This window comes from Streptomyces lydicus (assembly GCF_000717345.1).
GTDB lineage: Bacteria > Actinomycetota > Actinomycetes > Streptomycetales > Streptomycetaceae > Streptomyces > Streptomyces lydicus.
This window is the reverse complement of record NZ_JNZA01000054.1, coordinates 1-19,032: the sequence shown is the minus strand read 5'-3', so window position 1 is coordinate 19,032 and position 19,032 is coordinate 1. Positions and strand designations below refer to the sequence as shown.

Annotated in this window: 14 protein-coding genes, 1 pseudogene and 1 riboswitch; of the genes and pseudogenes, 7 read left to right on the top strand and 8 right to left on the bottom strand. The window is 73.9% G+C overall.

All coding sequences use genetic code 11. From position 1 onward, the window contains the following. Window positions 1-17 precede the first annotated feature (17 nt). Entirely contained in the window at window positions 18-1,895 is a 1,878-nt protein-coding gene (locus OO62_RS33715; RefSeq protein ID WP_033271509.1) for a M23 family metallopeptidase, read from the top strand. Window positions 1,896-1,941: 46 nt separating this feature from the next. On the opposite strand, the gene pcrA is transcribed toward OO62_RS33715, so the two are convergent. Beyond that, window positions 1,942-4,419 (bottom strand): DNA helicase PcrA, encoded by a 2,478-nt coding sequence (pcrA, locus tag OO62_RS33710; RefSeq protein ID WP_033271508.1) that lies wholly within the window; start codon window positions 4,417-4,419, stop codon window positions 1,942-1,944. A 241-nt stretch (window positions 4,420-4,660) separates the two neighbouring features. Beyond that, window positions 4,661-4,842: riboswitch (cyclic di-AMP (ydaO/yuaA leader) on the top strand. A gap of 7 nt (window positions 4,843-4,849) precedes the next feature. On the opposite strand from pcrA, the gene OO62_RS33705 reads away from it, so the two are divergent. Beyond that, window positions 4,850-5,998 (top strand): C40 family peptidase, encoded by a 1,149-nt coding sequence (locus tag OO62_RS33705; protein ID WP_033271507.1) that lies wholly within the window; start codon window positions 4,850-4,852, stop codon window positions 5,996-5,998. A gap of 172 nt (window positions 5,999-6,170) precedes the next feature. Here OO62_RS33705 and OO62_RS33700 read toward each other — a convergent pair whose 3' ends face one another. Then, the gene (locus OO62_RS33700) at window positions 6,171-6,524 is read right to left on the bottom strand and encodes a hypothetical protein (protein WP_033271506.1); all 354 of its coding nucleotides are present in this window, start codon (window positions 6,522-6,524) and stop codon (window positions 6,171-6,173) included. A gap of 323 nt (window positions 6,525-6,847) precedes the next feature. Here OO62_RS33700 and OO62_RS33695 point away from each other — a divergent pair, with 323 nt between their 5' ends. Then, entirely contained in the window at window positions 6,848-7,978 is a 1,131-nt protein-coding gene (locus tag OO62_RS33695) for a C40 family peptidase (RefSeq protein ID WP_078617495.1), read from the top strand. 63 nt (window positions 7,979-8,041) lie between these two features. Here the strand turns inward: OO62_RS33695 and OO62_RS33690 are convergent, their stop codons facing one another. The 4 genes from OO62_RS33690 to OO62_RS33675 all read right to left on the bottom strand — a co-directional run bounded on the left by OO62_RS33690 (window position 8,042) and on the right by OO62_RS33675 (window position 13,447). Next, the gene (locus tag OO62_RS33690) at window positions 8,042-9,166 is read right to left on the bottom strand and encodes an alpha/beta hydrolase (RefSeq protein WP_033271505.1); all 1,125 of its coding nucleotides are present in this window, start codon (window positions 9,164-9,166) and stop codon (window positions 8,042-8,044) included. 260 nt (window positions 9,167-9,426) lie between these two features. Further along, on the bottom strand, window positions 9,427-10,137 hold the full coding sequence (locus OO62_RS33685) for a LuxR C-terminal-related transcriptional regulator (RefSeq protein ID WP_033271504.1): 711 nt from the start codon (window positions 10,135-10,137) through the stop codon (window positions 9,427-9,429). A 119-nt stretch (window positions 10,138-10,256) separates the two neighbouring features. Further along, on the bottom strand, window positions 10,257-11,558 hold the full coding sequence (locus OO62_RS33680; protein ID WP_033271503.1) for an ATP-binding protein: 1,302 nt from the start codon (window positions 11,556-11,558) through the stop codon (window positions 10,257-10,259). A gap of 149 nt (window positions 11,559-11,707) precedes the next feature. Beyond that, window positions 11,708-13,447, bottom strand: coding sequence for a serine/threonine-protein kinase (locus OO62_RS33675; protein WP_033271502.1), 1,740 nt, complete (start codon window positions 13,445-13,447; stop codon window positions 11,708-11,710). Window positions 13,448-13,697: 250 nt separating this feature from the next. On the opposite strand from OO62_RS33675, the gene OO62_RS33670 reads away from it, so the two are divergent. The 3 genes from OO62_RS33670 to OO62_RS33660 all read left to right on the top strand — a co-directional run bounded on the left by OO62_RS33670 (window position 13,698) and on the right by OO62_RS33660 (window position 16,173). Continuing rightward, window positions 13,698-15,221 (top strand): PspC domain-containing protein, encoded by a 1,524-nt coding sequence (locus tag OO62_RS33670; protein WP_078617493.1) that lies wholly within the window; start codon window positions 13,698-13,700, stop codon window positions 15,219-15,221. Further along, window positions 15,218-15,451, top strand: coding sequence for a hypothetical protein (locus OO62_RS33665; RefSeq protein WP_033271501.1), 234 nt, complete (start codon window positions 15,218-15,220; stop codon window positions 15,449-15,451). The genes OO62_RS33670 and OO62_RS33665 overlap by 4 nt, the downstream gene beginning before the upstream one ends. Window positions 15,452-15,750: 299 nt before the next feature. Further along, on the top strand, window positions 15,751-16,173 hold the full coding sequence (locus tag OO62_RS33660) for a nuclear transport factor 2 family protein (protein WP_033271519.1): 423 nt from the start codon (window positions 15,751-15,753) through the stop codon (window positions 16,171-16,173). An 88-nt stretch (window positions 16,174-16,261) separates the two neighbouring features. On the opposite strand, the gene OO62_RS33655 is transcribed toward OO62_RS33660, so the two are convergent. Both OO62_RS33655 and OO62_RS33650 read right to left on the bottom strand, forming a co-directional pair. Then, window positions 16,262-16,807: a TQO small subunit DoxD gene (locus OO62_RS33655; RefSeq protein WP_033271500.1), complete on the bottom strand. Its 546-nt coding sequence runs from the start codon at window positions 16,805-16,807 to the stop codon at window positions 16,262-16,264. Window positions 16,808-17,026: 219 nt separating this feature from the next. Next, window positions 17,027-18,301 carry a hypothetical protein gene (locus OO62_RS33650; protein WP_106974935.1) on the bottom strand — a complete coding sequence of 425 codons (1,275 nt, stop codon included), beginning with the start codon at window positions 18,299-18,301 and terminating at the stop codon, window positions 17,027-17,029. 275 nt (window positions 18,302-18,576) lie between these two features. Here OO62_RS33650 and OO62_RS40290 point away from each other — a divergent pair. Continuing rightward, window positions 18,577-19,032 (top strand): annotated as a pseudogene (locus tag OO62_RS40290) (hypothetical protein); the annotation flags it as partial.

Here is a 19,032-nt window from a genome sequence, read left to right as displayed (position 1 = left end):
AGGCGAAAGAGAAGTTGGTGAACGACCGTCACCCCCCTTCGGAAGGCTCCCTTCCGACCGGCTCCGCTTCCGACGCCTCGTATGCGCACTTTCCCGCCTACGACTCGTACGGGCAGCAGCATTCCCCGGCCGGCAACGCCGAATACGGCGACGGTGACCCGCTGTTCGGCTCGCTCCCCGGCGCGTACGGGACGGAGACGTACGACACCGGCGGCTACCCGGCCGGCAGCTACGGCACCGGGACGTACGCCGCAGCCCAGGACGCCGGGATCTACGACACGGGTACCCACGGCACCGGCGCGGCATACGGCGCGTACGGGACGGGCGGCTACGACACGGGGGCGTACGACACCGGGGCCTACCCGACAGCGGCGGGCGACGGCTACGCCCACGGCGGTTACGACACCGGCAGCTACGACACGACCCAGTGGGGCACCGGCACCTACGACACCGGTACCGCCGGCGGCTACGACCCGTATGCGCACACGGCGTACGAGACGCCCGCGCCGGACGCGGCCGGATACGCGCCGGTGACCCACGAGCCCGCCGGCCACGACGCCACCTCCTACGGGCACGGCACGTACGGCACCGGGAGCTATCCCACCGGCGCGTACGACACCGGGGCGTACGAGACGACCGGCGCGTACGAGGCGTACGGGGCGGCGGACACCTTCAGTGCGACGGGCGGCTTCGACACCATCGGCCGGCAGGCGACCGCCGTCGAGGAGAGCGCGGCCTTCGCGAACGCGGAAACCGCGCACTTCGACATGGCGCACCTGGAGACCGCGACCTTCGACACGGGGAACCTCGGGACGGGGAACTTCGAGTCGCCCGGGTACGAGGCCACGGCGGTCTGGTCGACCGTGGACCAGGAGCTGATCGCCGGGATCCCCGCGCAGGCCGGCCCGCCGCCCACCGACACCGTCCAGTGGGACAGCGTCACTTGGGAGGAGAGCGCCCGGCACGACGGCGCCCCCGGCGACGGGAACGGCCTCGGTGAGGCCCACGGCCACGACACCACCGACGGCACGGACGCCGCCGGCACCGGTGACGCCGCCGCCGTGGCCGACGCCATGACGCAGGCCATGCCGGTCACCCCCGCCGCCCCGGCCGGCCGGCGGGTCACCGGGCCGGACCCGGGCAAGGCCGTCCGCGGCCGGGGCCGGCGCCGTCCGGCGAAGCGCTCGGCGCTGCTGACCGTCGCCGTGCCCTCGGTCGCCGCCATGGGGGTGTGCGGTGTGGCCGCCGCCTCCGTCGCCGGCTTCAGCGGGGACGACAAGAACGACACGACCGCGCAGGCCGGCCCGGTCGACCCGGGGGGCGTCAAGACGTCCGCGGCCAACAAGAAGCTCGACACCCAGCTCGCCGGACTCAGCGCCAGCGCCGACGACTTCCGCGACCGGGCCAGCCGCACCCAGGAGCGCATCGACCTCAAGGAGCGCCAGGCGCTGGAGCGCAAGCGCAAGGCGGATGAGGCGGCCCGCAAGGAGGCCATGCGCCCCAAGTTCGTGCTGCCGGTCACCCAGCACGGGCTGAGCGCGCTCTTCGGCCAGGCCGGTGTGAACTGGATGTCCGTGCACACCGGCATCGACTTCCCGGTCAGCTACGGCACCCCGGTCATGTCCGCCACCGACGGCACCGTACGCACCCAGTGGAACTCCGCTTACGGGAACATGGCGATCGTGACCGCGCCCGACGGCACGGAGACGTGGTACTGCCACCTGAGCAGCACCAAGATCCGTTCCGGCTCGGTCAAGGCCGGTGAGCAGATCGCCTACTCGGGCAACTCCGGCAACTCCACCGGCCCGCACCTGCACTTCGAGGTCCGGCCCGGCGGCGGCGCGGCGGTCGACCCGATCCCGTGGCTGCGCAGCCACGGCCTCAACCCGAACTGACCGACTGCCGGCAGGCCCGCTCGGGGCCTGCCGTCCCGCCGACCGGTCAGAGCTTCTCCACCGGCGCGTACCGCAGCAGCAGCCGCTTGGGCTTCTCCCCGCCGAAGTCGATGGTCGCCTCGGCGTTGTCGCCGCTGCCCTTGACGCCGACGACCGTGCCCAGGCCGAAGCTGTCGTGGGTGACGCGGTCGCCGACGGCCAGCGCGACCACCTGGCGGTCCGCGGAGCGGCGGGTCGCGAAGCCGCTGGGGCCCTTGGAGCGGGCCGACGACAGCGAGGCGCCGATGCCCGCGCCGAAGCCGCCGCCACCGCCGCGGGACGACAGTCCGCCCATCGAGGCGGAGGGCGTCGCGGGGCCCGTGCGCTTCCACTCCATGTGGTCGGCCGGGATCTCCTCCAGGAACCGGGAGGGCGGGTTGTACGAGGGCTGGCCCCAGGCGCTGCGCATCGTCGAGCGGGTCACATAGAGCCGCTCGCGGGCGCGGGTGATGCCGACGTAGGCCAGCCGGCGCTCCTCCTCCAGCTCCTTGACCTGGCCCAGCGCGCGCATGTGCGGGAAGACGCCGTCCTCCATGCCGCTCAGGAAGACGACCGGGAACTCCAGGCCCTTGGCGGTGTGCAGCGTCATGAGGGTGATCACGCCGCTGCCTTCCTCGTCCTCGTCCGGGATCTGGTCGGAGTCGGCGACCAGCGCGACCTGCTCCAGGAACTCGGAGAGCGTGCCCGGGTCGTCCTCGCCGCGGTCCTGCTCGAACTCCAGGGCCACGGCGGCGAGTTCCTGGAGGTTCTCGATCCGGGTCTCGTCCTGCGGGTCGGTGGACGCCTGGAGTTCGGCGAGGTAGCCCGTGCGCTCCAGGACGGCTTCCAGGACGGTGGCCGGGCCGGCGCCGGACTCGACGATCGTCCGCAGCTCCTCCATCAGCACGTTGAAGCGCTTGACGGCGTTGGCGGAGCGGGCGGCCATGCCGTACGCCTCGTCGACGCGGCGCAGCGCCTGCGGGAAGGTGATCTTCTCGCGCGACGACAGGGCGTCGATCATCGCCTCGGCGCGCTCGCCGATGCCGCGCTTGGGGACGTTGAGGATGCGGCGCAGCGGGACGGAGTCCTCGGGGTTGGCGAGCACCCGCAGGTAGGCGAGGACGTCGCGGACCTCCTTGCGCTCGTAGAAGCGCACGCCGCCGACGACCTTGTAGGGCAGCCCGACCCGGATGAAGATCTCTTCGAAGACGCGGGACTGGGCGTTGGTGCGGTAGAAGACCGCGACGTCGCCGGCCTTGGCGTCGCCGGCGTCGGTCAGCCGGTCGATCTCGTCGGCGACGAACTGCGCCTCGTCGTGCTCGGTGTCGGCGACATAGCCGGTGATCTTGGAGCCGGTGCCGGCGTCCGTCCAGAGGTTCTTGGGGCGGCGGTTCTCGTTGCGCTCGATGACGGCGTTGGCGGCGGACAGGATCGTCTGGCTGGAGCGGTAGTTCTGCTCCAGCAGGATCGTCGTGGCGTCCGGGTAGTCCTCCTCGAACTGGAGGATGTTGCGGATCGTGGCGCCGCGGAAGGCGTAGATCGACTGGTCGGCGTCGCCGACGACGCACAGTTCGGCGGCGGGGATGTCGGGGGTGCCGGTGCCCACCAGCTCGCGGACGAGGGTGTACTGGGCGTGGTTGGTGTCCTGGTACTCGTCGACGAGGACGTGCCGGAAGCGGCGGCGGTAGTGCTCGGCGACGTCGGGGAACGCCTGCAGCAGGTGCACCGTCGTCATGATGATGTCGTCGAAGTCCAGGGCGTTGGCCTCGCGCAGCCGCGACTGGTACATCGCGTACGCCTCGGCCAGCGTCTTGTCGAAGCCCTCGGCGGCCGTCCCGGCGAAGGTCTCCTCGTCGATGAGCTCGTTCTTGAGGTTGGAGATCTTCGCGCTGAAGGACTTGGGCGGGAAGCGCTTGGGGTCGAGGTCCAGATCGCGGCAGACCAGGGCCATCAGGCGCTTGGAGTCGGCGGCGTCGTAGATCGAGAAGGAGGACGTGAAGCCCAGCTTCTTGGACTCGCGGCGCAGGATCCGTACGCAGGCGCTGTGGAAGGTGGAGACCCACATCGCGTTGGCGCGCGGGCCGACGAGCTCCTCCACCCGCTCCTTCATCTCGCCGGCGGCCTTGTTGGTGAAGGTGATCGCGAGGATCTGGCCGGGGTGGACGTGGCGCTCGGCGAGCAGATGGGCGATGCGGTGGGTGAGGACCCGGGTCTTGCCGGAGCCGGCGCCGGCGACGATCAGCAGCGGGCTGCCGGTGTGCACCACGGCGGCCTTCTGCTGGTCGTTGAGGCCCTCGAGCAGCGCTGCGGCGTCGACGGGCGGGCGGGCGGCGCCGTCGCGGTAGTAAGCGTCCCTGGGTGCGGGCGCGTCGAACCTCCCGCCGAAGAGGTCGGCGGGGATCTCCTCGGGGCCGGGCCCGTGCTCGTCCTCGGGAGGCGGCGGGGGCTCCTCCTCGCCCTTGGGGCCGAGGTCCGCCAGGAAGCTGTCGTCAAAGAGGCTGCTCATCGCCCACCGAGTCTAGGCGGCCGCACCGACAGCGCGCCGGGGAGTGGGTGATTGTCCGCCTCGTACGGGGCGGGGCGGGGGGCGTAGCGGAACCCGGGCGGGGGTGCGACAACCTTCGCATCGCGTTCAGGTCACGAAAAGGTTTCGGGCATATCGAACATCAGCCTTCACAGGAGCCACACGAGTTGGCTAACGTCCTCGCTCAGGCAGCCCGCCTCCCCGCGGTCGACAGCGACCGCACGGGCCGCCCACGCCGAGTCCGGCCCTGCCATCGGGCACCCGGAGCCGGGGACCCACCAGCACCACCGGGGTGAATCGGTCCTGCGCCCGTCACCGACGGACGCCCGGACCGTAGGGCAAGCCTTCCGTCAGTAACCGCCCGAACCCGACAGCTAACCCGGTAGGCGGTCCACGGAAGGAGTTGCCGGCCTTGGCGTCCCATCGCAAGCCGCGCACCAGTGTTCTCACCTCGCCGGGGGGCCGGCGTACCGCGGCCGGGCTCACCTCCGCCGCCCTCGCCTCGGTCACCCTGCTCTCGCAGTCCGCCGACGCGGCCCCCAGGGCACCGAGGCCCACCATCGAAGAGGTCAAGCAGCAGGTCGACGGCCTCTACCGGCAGGCGGAGGTGGCCACCCAGAAGTACAACGCCGCCAAGGAGCGCGCCGACCACCAGCGCACCACCGTCGACGGTCTGCTCGACGCCGCCGCCAAGCGCGCGCAGAAGATGAACGACACCCGGCGGGAGCTGGGCACCTTCGCCTCGGCGCAGTACCGCACCGGTGGGATGAACCCGACGGCGCAGCTGATGCTCGCCAAGGACCCGCAGCAGTTCTTCGATCGCAGCCACCTCATGGAGCGGCTGACCAGCCGGCAGCAGCAGGCCGTCAGCGACTACGAGGAGCAGGCGGCCGCGGCGGCGCGCCAGCGGGCCGAGGCCGGCCGCAGCCTGGAGCGGCTGCAGACGTCGCAGGCGTCCCTCAAGGCGTCCAAGCAGTCCGTGCAGCAGAAGCTGGCCGAGGCGCGGCAGCTGCTGTCGCGGCTGACCGTCCAGGAGAAGGCGCGGCTGGCGGAACTGGAGCGCCAGAAGGAAGCGGCGGCCAAGCGCAAGGCCGAGGAGGAGGCGCGCAGGCAGCAGGAGCGCGAGCGCCAGCAACAGCACGACAGCGGTACGGCCGGCGGCGACACCGGCGGCAGCACCGGCGGGGGCGGCAGCACCGGGGGCACGCAGTCCACCAAGGCCGAGAAGGCCCTGGCGTTCGCCCGCGCCCAGATCGGCAAGCCGTACGTCTGGGGCGCGACCGGCCCCAGCTCCTACGACTGCTCGGGGCTGACGCAGGCGGCGTGGAAGGCGGCCGGCGTCGATCTGCCGCGTACGACCTGGGACCAGGTCAAGGTCGGCCAGCGGGTGGCGACCAGCGACCTTCACCCCGGTGACCTGGTGTTCTTCTTCGACGACATCAGCCATGTCGGCATGTACATAGGCGGCGGCAAGATGATCCACGCGCCGCACCCGGGCGCCGACGTCCGGGAGGAGTCGATCTACTACATGCCGATCTACGGGAGCGTCCGCCCGGGCTGATCCCGGCCCCGCTCCACCCCGAGGACCACCCCCCACGGGCCACCCCCCACACGCCACCGCGCGGCCGTCGTCTCCGGGTCCGGAGCGCGACGACCGCGCGGTGTGCGTTGCGGCGGCTGGGCCGCGGCGGCGCCCGGTGGGTGCGGGGCGCCGCGGTGCGGCGGTGGTGGGCTCAGGTCCAGAGCACCGCGATGAAGATGTTGGCGACCGTGAGCCCGCCGACCGCACCGAAGAGCGGCTTCTCCACCGTCTCCTCGTCCCGCTTGACGTAGACCAGCGCCAGGATCACCACCAGGACGGCCAGCTTGATGCCGATCTTGATGTTGTTGACGGGGTGGCCCTGGGCCTGGTTGAGGCCGACCAGCACGATGCCGGTGACCAGCATCGTCAGCGCGCCGTGCAGCATCGCGGGCACGAAGCGCGCGGTGCCCGCGCTCATCGCCTTCATCTGGGTGAGGAAGCCGCCCAGGAGGGAGGCGATGCCGATGATGTGCAGCGCGACGAAGATATTGATTACTACGTCCATAGTGGTGGATCGTAGCCGCCGCATAGCACGGCCCCTCGGGCAGGGCGTCCGCAATCGCCGCTTCGGTCACGGCAGACCGCTCCCGGCGCGCGGGCGACGGCGCGGCGGTCAGACCCGTGCCGGCGGCGGTCGAAAAGCGAACAATGCCGGGCAAGCGGGCTCACTCGCCCGATAGCCGGGTCTAGCGTCCTCCCCCAGGCGGTCGACTCCCCGCCCTCACCGGTCCCCGTACCGGTGTTCCGTCGACCGCCCCGCCGCGAGGTCCGGTGGCGGTCCGCTCCCCGTTGCGGACCACCGCCGGACCCCGGCCCGAAGGGAAGGAAGTGACGGCCACCGTGGCCTCGCACCGCAAGCCCAGGCAGCACCCGCTCGCCTCGCTCACCGGCGGCTCGCGCAGCGCGCGCACCGCCCGTACGGCCGCCACGCTCGCCCTCGCGGGCGCCGCCACCGCCACCACCTTCGACGGCACCGGCCAGGCAGCACCACCGCCCACACCCGCCCAGGTCAAGGGCCGGGTCGACGCGCTGTACCAGGAGGCAGAGGTGGCCACGCAGAACTACAACGGCGCCAAGGAGGCTGCCGACTCCGCACGCGAGGAGTTGAGCAGACTGCAGGACGAGGCCGCCCGGCGGACCTCGAAACTGAACGCCGCCCGCGCCGAGCTGGGCACCATGGCCGCCTCCCAGTACCGCTCGGGAGGGGTGGACCCGACCGTACGGCTGATGCTGTCGGCCGATCCGCAGCGCTATCTGGACGGCGCCGCGGTCCTGGAGCGTACGGGCAGCCACCAGGCGGCCGCGGTGGCCGGCTACGCCCGCCGGCTCGGCAGCGTACGGCAGGTGCAGCAGCAGGCCGCGGAGACGGCACGGCGGATGACGGCGGGCCAGGCCACGGCGAAGAAGCACCGGGTCACCGTCGTCCGCAAGCTGGACGCCGCCGAGCAGCTGCTCAGCCGCCTGACCGCGGAGCAGCGGCAGCGGATGGCGGGCCGGGACCCGTCGCGGAACGGCGGCGGTGCCGGCCGAGCGAGCCGGGGGGCGGACCGCGGCGACGGCCTCCTCGGCGGAATCCCCACCGGGTCCGCGGCCGCCGCGCAGGCTCCCGGCTCCCGTGCCGCGCGCGCCGTTGCCTTCGCCTACGCCGCCCTCGGCAAGCCCTACGTCTGGGGCGCCACCGGCCCGTCCGCCTACGACTGCTCGGGCCTGACGCAGGCCGCCTGGCGGTCCGGCGGCGTGGCCCTCCCCCGCACCACCTACACCCAGATCAACGCCGGCCCGCGTATCGACCGATCCCAACTCGCCCCCGGCGACCTGGTGTTCTTCTACTCCGGCATCAGCCACGTCGGGCTCTACGTCGGCGACGGCAAGATGATCCACGCCCCGCATCCGGGTGCACCGGTGCGCCTCGCGCCCATCGACCAGATGCCGTTCGCGGGCGCGACGCGGCCCGCGTAGCGCGGACCGCCCTGCCCCGGGAACGCCTCGGCGCGGGGAGCCGTGGGCCGGGCGGGCGGGCCGCTACGCCCTGATCCGGCCGCCCAGCCAGCGGAAGACCTCCGGGACCTGCTGGCGCCACACCGCGGTGGTGTGGCCGCCCGCGTTCGCCGGGATCAGCTGCACGGTCACCGACGTCGGCCGCTTGGCCAGCTGGCGCAGGCCGATGCCCGCCTGATAGCCGTCGCCCGCGGCGCCCGAGACGTACAGCGCCGTACGGGGCGGCCTTCCGGCCGTGTTGGCGGCCTTCAGGATGTGCAGCGGGTTGGACTCGATGCGCAGCTTGGGGTCCTTGCCGGCGAGCGAGTCGGGCTCCAGGGCCGGGTCGTTGTAGCCGGACAGGGCGACCGCGGCGCGGTAGCGGTCCGGGTGGGCCAGGGCCAGCTTGGCGGCGCAGTGCGCACCGGCCGAGTAGCCGGCCAGTGCCCAGGAGTCCGGCTTGGTGCCGGCCCGGAAGTTGTCGGTGATCATCTTGCGTACGTCGACGGTCAGCCAGCTGTCGGCGTTGACCTTGCCGGGGAGGTTGACGCAGCCGGTGTCGGCGCCGGTGAGGATGTTGGTCCGCGGTGCCACCAGGATGAACGGCTTGACCGCGCCGCTCAGCATCAGCGGCCTGAGCTGCTCGCCGACGTGCAGCGAGCCGAACCACGCCTTCGACGAGCCGGGGTAGCCGGGCAGCAGCTCGACCACCGGGAACTTCTTGTTGCGGTAGGCCGGGTTGTCGTACTGCGGCGGCAGCCAGACATACACCTCGCCCATCACGCCCGAGATGCGGCCCTGGAGGTCGGTCATCCGCACGCCGGGCCCCATCCGCGGGTCGTCGGCCGGGCGGAACCGCTGGAGCACCTTGGCCTCGTTCTTGATCTGCTGGCCGCCCATGCCGTCGGGGCCCAGGTCCTTGGCCGCCGCGACGTGGCTGTCGGTGCCGAGCAGGTCGCCCCAGGTGTCGTAGAGGTTGTTGGCGTTGTTGACCATGACGAAGACCAGGGTGATGGCCGTGACCTGGGCGAACAGCAGCATCAGCAGACGGGCCAGGCCGCGCATCAGGGGCGGCCCGGCTATCCGGGTCCACAGGGTGAGCGGCACCACGACGGCGACGATCAGCAGCAGGATCGAGGTGAGGAAGAAGGGCGTGCCCGTCAGGCTCATCGGGATCTCGTTTCCAGGACAAGTACGCGAAGGACGTGGGGATGGTTCGGGCCCCGCCTCCGGCAGTGAGCCTCTCCGCGCCCTTAGATGGCGATCCGCGTGGTCCTGGTTGCCCGTCTTTGGTCGTTCTTTACGCCCTCGTCCTCCGCCCCGCTCCCCCGGGCGCCCCCTTCCCCCGCGGCGCCGCCCCGGTCCGGTCCGCCGCGCCGCCCGGGGCCCGGTGCGTACCACCGGGCCGCACGGACCCGCAGGTCAGGGCGTCAGACCAGCCTTCGGGCGGCCGCCCAGCGGGTCAGCTCGTGGCGGTTGGAGAGCTGGAGCTTGCGCAGCACCGCGGAGACGTGGGACTCGACCGTCTTCACGGAGATGAAGAGCTGCTTGGCGATCTCCTTGTACGCGTAGCCACGGGCGATCAGCCGCAGGACCTCGCGCTCACGCTGGGTGAGGCGGTCCATGTCCTCGTCGACCGGCGGGGCGTCGGTGGAGGCGAAGGCGTCCAGGACGAAGCCGGCCAGCCGCGGGGAGAAGACCGCGTCGCCGTCGGCGACCCGGAAGATCGCGTCGACCAGGTCGGTGCCCGTGATGGTCTTGGTCACATAGCCGCGGGCGCCGCCGCGGATGACGCCGATCACGTCCTCGGCCGCGTCGGAGACGGACAGCGCCAGGAAGCGGACCGGGCGCTCGGCGTCCGCCGACAGCGCGGCGCACCGGCGCAGCACCTCGACGCCGCCGCCACCGGGGAGGTGCACGTCCAGGAGGACGACCTCGGGGCGGGTGGCGGTGATGACCGTGACCGCCTGGTCGACGTCGGCGGCCTCGCCGACCACCTCGACGCCGGTGCGGCCGGTCTCGCCGATCTCGGCCTGGACGCCCGTACGGAACATCCGGTGGTCGTCGACCAGCACGACCCGTACGGTGCGGCCCCCGGCCGGGCCGCCGGTCGCGTCCTGCTGTGCGTCCTCGCTGCTCATGTCTTCCGTCCGTCCCTCGGTGTCTGCCCCGTCATCATCCCGTGTCCGCCCCGGCCCTGTCGCCGCCGGGAACTCCTTGCCCGGTGCCGTGGTCGCCCGGAGTTCCCCGTGCCGCGGGGTCATGTGCCGTGCTCCGTGGCCGCGCGCTCCATCTCCAGCTCGACGACGGTGCCGCCGTCGGGGGCGGGGCGCAGCCGGGCCGTGCCGCCGTTGCGCTCCATCCGGCCGATGATGGACTCGCGGACGCCCATCCGGTCCGTGGGCACCGCGTCCAGGTCGAAGCCGGGGCCGCGGTCGCGCACCGAGACGAACACCGAACGGCCCTCCACCTCGGCGAACACCTGCACCGCGCCGCCCTCGCCGCCGTACTTGGCGGCGTTGACCATCGCCTCGCGCGCGGCCTGCAGCTGGGCGCCCAGCGGTTCGTCCAGCGGGCAGTCGCCGACGACGACGACCTCGATCGGGACGCCGTGGTGGTCCTCCACCTCGGCGGCGGCCTTGCGGACCGCGTCCGCCAGGGTGGTGGGCTCCTCGTCCTCGTCCTTGCCGCGGCCCTCGGGCTTGTAGAGCCAGGCGCGCAGTTCGCGCTCCTGGGCGCGGGCCAGCCGCGCGACCTCCCGGGGTTCGTCGGCGTTGCGCTGAATCAGGGTCAGGGTGTGCAGGACGGAGTCGTGGACGTGCGCGGCGACCTCGGCGCGCTCCTGGGCGCGGATGCGCATCAGCCGCTCCTCGGAGAGGTCCTGCATCATCCGTACGAGATACGGGCCCGCGAGCAGCGCTATGCCGACGACGACGGCGAGCGCGGCCTGCAGCACCGAGCCCAGATGCCGCACCGAGCCCTGCAGCACGACGATGCCGGTGACGCCGATGCAGACCAGCAGGACACCGGCCGCGCCGCGCAGCACCGGCAGCAGCGCCTTGCGGCGGCCGAGCTCCAGCCATTGCGCGCGGCGGGAGTTGTCGGCCTGCCGCCACACCAGGGCGACGCCGGCGCCGATCAGCAGCACCGGCCACAGATAGCCGTTGGCCTGGCCCAGCTGGAATCGGGAGGCGACGACGGAGGCGCCGATCAGCAGCGCGATCAGCGCGAAGACCTGTCCCCTGTCGGGCTTGCGGGCCAGCCGCCGGCGCTTCCTGCCATCGCCCGCGGCGGGTTGGCGGTGCTCGACACCGCCGATGCCCAGCGGGACGAAGAACCAGAACGCGGCGTAGAGCAGGGCGCCCATGCCGTCGGCCATGAACAGGGCCACGAACACGATCCGCACCCAGGAGACCGGCAGCCCCAGGTGCCCGGCGAGTCCGCGCGCGACGCCACCGAGCAGCCGCCCGTCGGCGCTGCGGTAGAGCTTTCGCACGGGCGGGTCGTCGGGGTCCGGCGCCGGGGCGTAGCCCGGCTCGGCGCGCGGTGGAGCTGTGGTCATGTCCCCGATCGTCACACGCCGGGGGTGCCCGGAGCATCAGGGTCGACCCTGACCCGGCCCCTGACGTTTCCCGGGGCCGGCCGGGCCGCGGCCGCCGGCTCCCGGCCTCCGCCGCGCGGCCTCAGCTCTGCTGCCTCAACTCTGTTGCCTCAGCTCTTCGGCGTGCTCTTGCGGAAGCCGTCCTTCACGTTCGAGAAGACCTTCTCGAACGTCGTCCAGTCCGCCTCGGGCGCGGTCACGTAGATCGCGTACTCCTTGTCGCCCTCGCGGCCGAAGCCGAGGTCGATGCCCCGGAAGCTGCGGGCCCGGCCCTGGAAGGTGAACTCCCAGATCGCCGCGGGATCCCCCTGGAAGACGGTGTCCTGCATGCGGAGCCGCGTGTAGACGGGGTAGAGCTCCTTGAAGTCGGCCTCGACGTCCTTGAAGTGCTGCACCTGGTCGGCCGAGGAGAAGTCCAGGGCGCTGACAGTGAGCTGGGCACGCTGGGCGTCGGAGGAGTAGACGATCTGCCGCCCGCCGTCCTTGGCCTCCCGCTTCCAGCCGTCGGGCACGGGGAATGCGGCGCCGAGCCCGGTCTCGGTGACCTTGTGGTAGCCGCTGGGGACGGGCGGGGGCGGTCCGATGCTGCTGTCCGGGGCGCTGGGCAGCACGGGCGCCGTGCCGCCGGTCTCCTTGGCCGCCCGGGGCGCGTTGGAGTCGGTGCGGTGCAGCACGTACCAGGCGGTGCCCGCGCCGCCGCCGACGGCCAGCACCCCGACGACGCTCCACACCACCGCCCGGACACCGCGCCCCTTGCGGGGGGCCGGGCCGCCGGACAGCACGTCCGTGCGGCTGTCCGAGGAGCGCGTGCCGATGCCGTCGCCCGGCACGGCGACCCGGCCGGTCACCGTACCGCTGCCGCCCGGGGCGGGTACCGCGGCGGCGCCGCCCGACGGGGGCGTCGTCCCGCCCGTGTGCGGGACCGGGCGCGTCGCCGACTCGGACTGCGTGTCAGGGGCCTCGGCCTTCCTCAGGGACAGCGTCTGCCAGCCGATCCGGGCGGTCTCGGCGTCGCTCTCGGCCGCCCGCAGCGCCTGCTCGACGACCTCCGCCGTCGGCCGGTCGCCCGGCTCCTTGGCGAGCAGCGCCTCGATGAGCGGGGTCAGCGGCCCGGCGTTGCGCGGCGGTTCCAGCGGGTCCATGGCGATCGCGTACGCCGTCTCGACCGCGGTGTTCTTCCGGAACGGGGGCCGGCCCTCGACCGCCTGATAGAGCGTCGCGCCCAGGGCCCACAGGTCGGAGGCGGGGCCCGGGGTACCGCCCTTGACGCGCTCGGGCGCCAAGTAGTCGATGGAGCCGACCAGCTCGCCGGTCTTGGTGAGGGTGGAGGTTCCGGAGGCGACCGCGATGCCGAAGTCGGTGAGCACGACCCGGCCGTCCTCCCCGAGCAGCACGTTGCCCGGTTTGACGTCACGGTGCAGCACGCCCGCGGAGTGCGCGGCCCGCAGCGCGGCGATCATGCCGCGGCCGATCCGGGCGGCCTCGCGCGGGGGGACCGAAGTGTCGCTGCGAGCAGCCTCCTTGATGGCGTCGCCGAGCGTCGCGGAGGGGACGTACTCCATGACGATGCACGGCAGCCCCGCGTCGTCCACGACGTCGTGCACGCCCACCACGTTGGGGTGGTTGATGCGCGCCGCGGCCTGCGCCTCGCGGGTGGTGCGCTCATGGCGGGTCGCCAATTCGTCGGCGTCCAGCTGCGCGACGTGCAGCCGCTTGATCGCCACCTGGCGGCCGAGGACTTCGTCCCGGGCCCGCCAGACGGTGCCCATACCGCCCTGGCCTATCCGTTCGACCAGGCGATATCGCCCGGCGACCAGTCGCCCCTCGTCCACCGACGCCGCCTCCGTCACCGCACGCCCCTCCGGAAACCCGTACGTATCCAGGGCGCAACGATAGTCTCCGGCACGGGCGAAGAACCCCCCGGCCACCGCGCGTCCGCGGCCGGCTTCGGGGCACGGGCGGAACTCAGGGGCATATGCGAACCCGCGAGGGGTTTCGGGACCCCCCTGGGGCATGTCCGGGCCGCCGGCGGCAGATCTCAGGGATCTGCCAGGGTTTTCACGGATGCCGTGCTCGCGGCGCTCTTGTCACCATGGGTCCATGAACGAAGCAGCCCCCGTCGAGGAGTCGGCGCCCTCCGGCCCGGCCGGCCCCGCACCGTCGCACGTCCCGCTGCGCCGCAGCAGGCGGCACAAGGTCATCGGCGGGGTGTGCGGCGGCCTCGGCCGGCACTGGGATCTCGACCCGGTGATCTTCCGGATCGTGCTCGCCGTGCTCGCCGTCGGCGGCCTCGGCCTGATCGTCTACGGCTTCGCGTGGCTGCTGCTCCCCGCCGAGGGCGAGGAGGAGAACGAGGGCCGCAGGCTGCTCTCCGGCCGGGTCGAGGGTTCGGCGCTGACGGCGCTGCTCCTCGCATTGGTCGGCTGCGGGCTGTTTCTGACGACCCTGGCCAAGGGCAGCATGATGTCCTTCGCCATCATGCTGCTGCTGGCGGTGGCCGGCTCCGCGTACTGGTCGCGCCGGCGCCGCGAGGTCCAGGCGCAGGGTCCGGAGGCGATGGACCCCGCCACCGCCCAGGCGGTCGCCGACGCCCCGCCGGAGACCACGGCGCCCCCGTCGCCCACCAGCCCCTCCTGGTGGCGCGATCCGCGCGCCCGGGAGACGGCCGGTCCCGCCTATCTGTGGGGGCCCGAGACCACCCCGCTCCCCGTGGACGTCTCCTACCGCTTCGAGCACGGCGCCGCGTCCGCCGGCGTGCGTCCGCCGGGCATACGGCCGGGCGCGGGCGGGCCGTCCGGTCCGGCGCCGCACGGCGCGCACCCGCTCCGCGGCCCGCGCCCAAGTCGCCGTAGCGGCCGTCCGATCGGCGGCTGGACGTTCCTGCTCGCGCTGGGCGCCGGCGCCGCCGCGGCGTCCTCCGTCTACTGGCGGGCCGGTCTCGCCCCGTCCCTCCAGGCCGGGCTGGCCGCCGTGCTGGTCGTCCTCGGCCTGGGGCTGGTGCTCAGCGCCTGGTTCGGACGCACCGGCGGCGGCACGGTCTTCCTGGTGGTGTGCGCCGCCGTCCTGCTGGCGGGCGCGACGGTGCTGCCCGACAACATCACCGTCGACTGGCAGAACCGCAGCTGGACCCCGACCACCCTCGCCGCCGTCCGCCCGCACTACGACATCGGCTCCGGCGAGGGGAGGCTGGACCTCAGCGAGCTGCCGCTGAAGGGCGGCCGTACGGTCCGTACGGCCGCGGAGGTGGGCGCCGGCCGTTTGGAGGTGACGCTGCCGCGGGGCGTCACGACCCGGCTGCACGTCTCGCTCGGCGTCGGCGACATCCAGCTGCCGGGCGACGCACCGGACGACGTGGACCTGACGGCCGGCGGTCAGCAGCGGACCCTCACCCTGCCCGCGGAGGGCCTCAAGAAGGGCGAGCGGCCGCGCGGCTCGCTGGAGCTCGCCGTCAGGGTCGGCGCGGGCCAGGTGGACATCCGGCGCCCCGATCCGGCTCCGGCCACACCGTCCCCGGCCGCACCGACGTCCCGCGCGGCGGCCACCCCCGCCGCGCTCCCGGCGCCCGGAGCGTTCTCGGCGCTCACCACGCCACCCGCCACGAGCCGTCAGGGAGCCCTCCGTTGAAGCGTCACCCCTTCGAACCGGCCCGTCTGATCGCCGGCCTCACCGCCCTCACCGTCGGCACCGCCTACGGCCTCGACGCCCTCGGCATCTGGCACCCGCCCGGCCCCTGGCTCTTCCTCGCCGTCCCCGCCGGCCTGCTGCTGTCCGGCATCACCGCCGCCGTCTGGGCAACGGCCCGCCGCCATCACGCCCGTCAGGTGGAGCAGCCGGTCGCGCCCCCATCTTCCTGAGGCCCCACGGGCGACGCCCCGGGCCGGGAGCGGTGCGACGCGCGCCACCCGGCCGGGCCCCACCGGCCGGTCAGCACAGGCCCGGGGGCGCGATGCTCCGCGCGCTTACCCGCGAGGTAATCGCGCGGCCCGTGCGTGCCGCCAAGAATGGTGATCCCGCCGCGTCAGTCGGACGCGGGACCGGAACGGAGGGATCAGCCGTGTCGCTGCCGCTGGACACAAACCCGCACACCGCACCCGCCCACACCACACCCGTGCACACCGCCCCCACCCACACCACACCCCCGCAGACCCGTGCCGTGGTGGAGGAGTTGCTGCGCCGGATCGGCGCGGGCGACCCGGAGCGCATCGCGGAGCTGTACGCCGAGCACGGCGACTGGAAGCTGGACTGGCCGGAGGCCGAGCACGGCCGTACCGACACCCCGTGGATCCGGCACCGCGCCACCCGCGCCGACGCCGCCGCCCACTACCGCGAACTCGCCGCGCACCACGTGCCGGGGCAGGCGGCCACCGAGATCGAGCGCCTCCTCGTCGACGGCGACGACGCGGTCGTGCTCGGTGAGATCCGGCAGACCGCGCGCTCCACCGGCCGTCCCTACCGCGCGCGCTTCGCCCTGCACCTCACGGTCGAGAACGGCCTGGTCACCCGGCATCACGTCTACGAGGACAGCCTTGCCGTCGCCCAGGCATTCGCCCCGGACGGACCGGCCCGCGAAGCCTGACCCCGCCCGCGCCGGACCCCTCCACCGACCCGCCACCGAACCGCCCCCGAACCAGCCCCGCCCTCCGGCGCTCCCCCGCTCCCGCGCCTCAGCCGAACAGCTGCGCCCCGTGCCGCTTGCGGCGCATCGCCACCACCGCGTCCAGGGAGAACCGCGGGGTGCCGGCCAGGACGAGGGGCAGCCAGGCCACCAGGTAGGCGAGGTCGTTGCCGTAGTAGTACGGGGTGGTCGCCCAGCTCACGGTGAGCCACAGCGTCAGGGAGATCAGGGCGCCGCCGAACGCCGCCAGCCGCCCCAGCAGTCCGAGCAGCGTGCCCAGACCGACCGCGATCTCACCGGCCGCGATGGCGTAGCCGAAGCCGACCGGGCTCTTCTGCGCGAGGTCCACCAACTGCGGCAGCGCCGCCACATCATGGACCTGGCGCAGCATCTCACCGAGCGACCCGGCGCCGCCGGCCGCCAGGAACGCCCGGTCGGTCAGCTTGTCGATGCCGGCGTAGAGGAAGGTGACGCCCAGGAAGAGGCGCAGCGGCAGCAGCGCGTGGCGTGCCAGTTGTGCCCGCAGACCGGCAGGGGGGCCGTCGACGCCCGTCCCTGCCAGGTCGGCATTGATCGTGCGATGCGCGTGAACCATGGCGTCCGCCTCTCCGTTGCCCCCGGGAGCAGACGATTGTGCCCGCGCCCGCGCCTCTGAGGGAGATACGTACGCGGGTGCGCCAGACGTTCAACGGACCGCCGCGCGTCGGGCAGCGGACGCACACAGAACCGACACGCCCGCCCCCGGCTGAGCCATGGACGGCCGCGGGCCGTCCCCGTCCCGGCCGGGCACGCGACGGCCACGGCCCCTGCCGCCTCAGTCCACGACGTCCAGCGGATAGGCCGCGGTTTCGACCCCCGCCGCCGTGATCACCCGGACGGCCACCCGGCCCGGTTCGACATCGACCGGCACCGGGACCGTCAGCAGCCCGTCCGTCGGGTTGGCGAAGCCGCCGGGCACCGGGACGAGGGGGACGGGGACGTGGACCGCGCCGATCCGTACGACGGTGCGGGCGAGCCGGTCGGGGGTGGTGGCGCCCGGGGGGACGAAGCCGGCCCCGCGGATCTCGATGTCGTCGCCGGTGCGGACCGGCGCGGCGAGGTCGCCCAGTTCGCGGGAGCGGACCACCGAGAGGATCACCGGGCGGCCGCCGGCCACCAGCTTCCCCGCGAGATACGTCGCCCCGGAGAGCCCCGCCAGCGCCACCAGCCCCCAGGGCAGCCGCGGAAGTTGCTCCGGCCGCCCGGCCAGCCGCACCAGGGCCAGGGCCAGCACGGCCGCATTGACCAGCACGTACTGCACGTCCAGGAAGCTGCCGCGCCCCGCGTCATCGGTCAGCAGGTCGGCGGCGCGCGGCCGCTGCGCGGGCACCTTCTGCAGCCGCCCCGTCCGCACCCGCGCGGCGACCAGCCCGTACGCCAGCACGGCCACCGCACAGCCGGTCGCCAGCAGCGCCAGCAGCGCGCCGGAGCGGCCGAGCGACAGGCCCGCGAGGAGGCGGTGCCGCAGCGGCGGTGCGGCGACGGCCAGTTGGACGGCGGACAGCAGCACGGCGTACAGCACCGCCGCCGCCCAGCCGACGGCCACCGTCCGCGAGGTGGACAGCCGCCCGTCCTCACCGATCAGCGGCGCCAGCGCCCCGCCGTGCGCACGGTGCCGGACGGCCGCCGCCGTCAGCCCCAGCGCCAGGACGACGGCGGCGGCCAGCGCGGCCGTACGGGACGCCGTCCAGCCCGCCCCGATGGCGGTCAGCGCCTCGCCGAGCAGCAGGACCACCACCGCGCCCCAGACCGCCAGCAGGGTGCGCCACCGTACGGCGGCCAGCCAGGAGACCCGCTCGGCGGCGCCCCGCCTGGCCAACTCCTCGGCGGAGAGCGTCAGTTCGTCGGAGACCCACTGCCGGGCGGCGCCGGCGGAGTGCGCCAGGCCGGACGGCACGCCGCGCCCGGCGGCGAAGTCCTCGCGCAGCGCGACGAAGGCGGCCACCGCCTCCCGGTGTCCCGCCCGGGCGCCGTGCGGGCACCGTCCGCATCGGCACTCGCCGCCCTCGGCCCGCTCCGCACGGCCCTCCGGCTCGCCCGTTCCGGCCATCCTGCCCGCCGCCTCAACCGACACGTCCGCTACCGCCCGCCACCACTCGTGGTCAACTCGTCCTGTCCGGAGGCGAATTGTGCCGTACACCGCCGGGCCCGGCATCAAACGTCCAGCTGGTGGCGGGTGGCCGCGGGCGCGGCGCGTTGACGCCCGGCGCGCGCGTCCGCACACCTGAGCGACCGGCGGGCCGCGTGCGCCCGGCGCATACCCCGTTCGGGCGAACTGGCGCGGGGGGACGGCTGAGCGGCCCGCGCGCTGCGCAAGCTCTCGCCGTGCGTCAAATAACCGGATATCACGGCCTGCGCCGCCGAGTTGACCTGCGGCGGAGCGGCCCCCCACGGCCGGCGGGTCACGGCGGCGCGGTCCGCCTCGGCGCCGGCCTGCTGGCCGCCGTCGTCCTGCTGCTGACGGGACTGACCGCGCTGTTCGCCACCGCGCCCGCGGCGACCGCCCTCGGCCGGCCCGACCGACCACTCACCGGCGACAACTGCGCCTACGCCGGGACCGCCCCGCCGGTGGACCTCCCGACCGGTTTTCCGCTGCCGCGCGGCTGGCACTGGCCCTGCACCAAGGCCACACGTCCGCCCGCGCGCACCCACCCGCCGGCGCCGCGGCCCCGGCCGCCCCGCCCCACGCACCGGGCGCCGGCCCCCGCGCCGCCCCGGCCGGCCCCACCGCCACCACCACCGCCACCACCACGGACCTCCCCACCACCACCGCCGCCGCCC